The organism is Mycobacterium sp., from assembly GCF_052144515.1.
Classification (GTDB): Bacteria; Actinomycetota; Actinomycetes; order Mycobacteriales; family Mycobacteriaceae; genus Mycobacterium.
Map to the genome: position 1 here is coordinate 1 of NZ_JBKQQD010000460.1, position 2,521 is coordinate 2,521.

3 protein-coding genes are annotated in these 2,521 nt (G+C 65.3%); 2 read left to right on the forward strand and 1 reads right to left on the reverse strand.

All coding sequences use genetic code 11. The features are described 5' to 3' along the window. The first annotated feature begins 79 nt into the window (after positions 1–79). Together ACLP9N_RS31065 and ACLP9N_RS31070 are read left to right on the forward strand one after the other, a co-directional pair. Complete coding sequence (locus ACLP9N_RS31065; protein ID WP_442410980.1) at positions 80–385, forward strand: transposase; 306 nt, start codon at positions 80–82, stop codon at positions 383–385. Between the two features lie 27 nt (positions 386–412). After that, positions 413–1,765, forward strand: coding sequence for a hypothetical protein (locus ACLP9N_RS31070; protein WP_442410978.1), 1,353 nt, complete (start codon positions 413–415; stop codon positions 1,763–1,765). A 378-nt stretch (positions 1,766–2,143) separates the two neighbouring features. Here the strand turns inward: ACLP9N_RS31070 and ACLP9N_RS31075 are convergent, their stop codons facing one another. Then, positions 2,144–2,287: a hypothetical protein gene (locus tag ACLP9N_RS31075; protein WP_442410979.1), complete on the reverse strand. Its 144-nt coding sequence runs from the start codon at positions 2,285–2,287 to the stop codon at positions 2,144–2,146. Positions 2,288–2,521 lie beyond the last annotated feature (234 nt).

Genomic DNA, 2,521 nt, shown 5'->3' on the forward strand with positions numbered 1-2,521 from the left:
TACGAGGGATAGACCGACACAACACGCGACAGGCCCTGGAGCAAAGATCCGGCCTACTCGCAATGACGGGTGGACGCATCTGCGGCAAGATGTCGATCAGCATCGTCGCCTATCAGCCCGGCGGACAAAACACGAAGCCCCACCTGCAGGAGCTGGCCGCGCGCACGCTAGCAGAGTTCGATCTGACGGTCGCCCGCCCGCATTCGATGCCGCGCTCTACGGGCTGCGCAACACCGTCGAGCGTGGCTTCAGCCGGCTCAAGCAGTGGCGCGGGATCGCGACTCGGTACGACAAGTACGCCCTGACCTACCGCGGCGGCGTCCTACTGGCCTGTGCAGTCATCCACGCCCGCGTGGGGGCTACTGAATTAAGAGACAGGCCCTAGGCAAGTGACAAGAGAGGACTTTAGGAGATGGACAATTTACTTGATCTGGCCGACCAGACCGCGTTCGGCTTCGAGCGGGCGATCGGAGTCACCAACCTGTTCCAGTGTGTCTGGGTGTACAACCGGGCAATCGACATCGACGGCCTGCGGCGGTTCCATCGCCATCTTCAGCGGGGACGGTTATCCCGCCGCATCGAACGCTCGCCGTTGCCGTTCGGTCGCCATCGCTGGGTCTCGCCGAGAGATCAGTCCGACCTCGAGATCGTCGGGAGGCCTCGGCCGCGTGAAGAATTCGACGCCTGGCTCAGCGAGCAGGCCGACACTCCGATAGATGCCGAGCATGGACCCGGGTGGCATCTTGCAGCGCTGCCGTTTACCGACGGCGGCGCGGGAGTCAGCCTGGTCGTCTCCCATTGCCTTGCCGACGGGATTGGGGCGGAATTGGCGATAGCGGACGCGGCTTGCGGCTACGACAACGCAATCAGCTGGCCGGCTGCCGCGTCACGCCGGCGATGGCAGGCGTTGCGTGAGGACGCCCGCCAAACGGTGCGCGACATCCCCCATGTCGGCCGCGCCGCCGTCGCCGCAGCACGATTCCTTCGGAAGAACCGTGGCAATGCTGGTTCTACCGCCCCACTCTCTGCGCCGCCGCCTGCGGCAGCGGACGAACGCATCACGCCCCCAACGGCAATAGTGTTTATCGATGAAGATGAATGGGACGCGCGCGTAAATTCGCTGGGGGGGACTAGCACCGCGCTGCTCGCGGGAGTGGCGGCGCGCCTGGGCCAGCAGGTGGGACGGGTAACTGCTGACGGCTTGGTCACCTTGTCGATAGCTGTCAGCGAGCGCACCGCCGACGACTCTCGCTCCAACGCACTCGCGAATGTTGACATTACGGTCGATCCTGCACCCGCGGCGACGGACCTGCGCGAGATCCGGGCCGGAATCAAGCGAGCGCTCAGCCGCCGTCATGAGGTGCCCGACGAGCGGTGGGCACTGCTGCCCCTCGTTCCCCTGTTGCCTAAGCGACTCATCAGGCACTGGGTCAATGTGATCGCCGGCGCGCCGGCCACCGTCGGCGTATCCAACATCGGCACGGTCCCCTCGATCGCCAACCGGCCTGATGGCACAGACGCGGACTACTTAACCGCGCGGACTCCTTGGCCGGGCCTGACCACGGCCACCGCGCACCGCGCGGGCGGAATACTGGCGTTGCTTTCGTTCAGAGTGCACCAACAGATCACCATCTCGGTCCTTGCCTATCAGCCGGGCCGTCTCACCTCGAGTGACAAGTTGCGGCTCGTCCTTTCGCAGACGCTGGACGACTTCTCGCTGACCGCGACCATCGGCTGGCCATCCCGTGAACCAATGCGTCCGTAGGCATACGCCATTGCTGCAGTCAACGAAAAAGGGGTTCTTAGGAGAATTAGCTACGTACTGGATCTGTTCGACCAAACCTTCTTGAACTCACAGCGCGCGATAGGGTTACCAACCGCCCGCAGAGTGTTTGGTCGCCGGGTCTCGGCCAGCGGTCAGCGCGACCTCGTCGAGATCATCGCGACGCCTCGGCCGCGCGCAGCAGCCCGCGGTTACCTGCGCTGGGCTAGGACGCCCGCCAAGTGGCGCGCGACGCTCCCCATATGAGTCGTGCCATTGTTGCCGCAGCCGCCTTGGTGCGATTGGCTGGGCGAAACGCGGCCGTTGTGTCCCATCCGCAGGTAGCGGGTTCGATCATGGCCGACCAGCTTCTCAACGCGATCATCCAGAACCGCTATCGCCGCGCAGCGTGATCGGCCCGTTCGCCCCGCACGCGCGGGCGATGCCGATGGTCTGCTGACCTGCGAGGCTGCGGCGCGCCCGGAGCCAGCCTTTGCCACCGCGCAGCCGGGCCTCGGCGATCACCGGCGCCGCCCGCGCCGTCGAGAGCGAGGGTTCTGCGCCGACAGACCCGGCGGGCTGCGCCGGCGATCTTGGCGTGCCCGAACGAAGCACACTAGTTTCTCAGCCGTCTAGACGGTATGGGGGGCTGGGGCCTCCGCTCACATGTGAACGTGGGTTGCCGACAGGGTGGTCCTGGCCGGTAGAGCCACAAGATGTGGGAGGCCCCAGTGAGGAATTATCGTACGAGCCAATCTG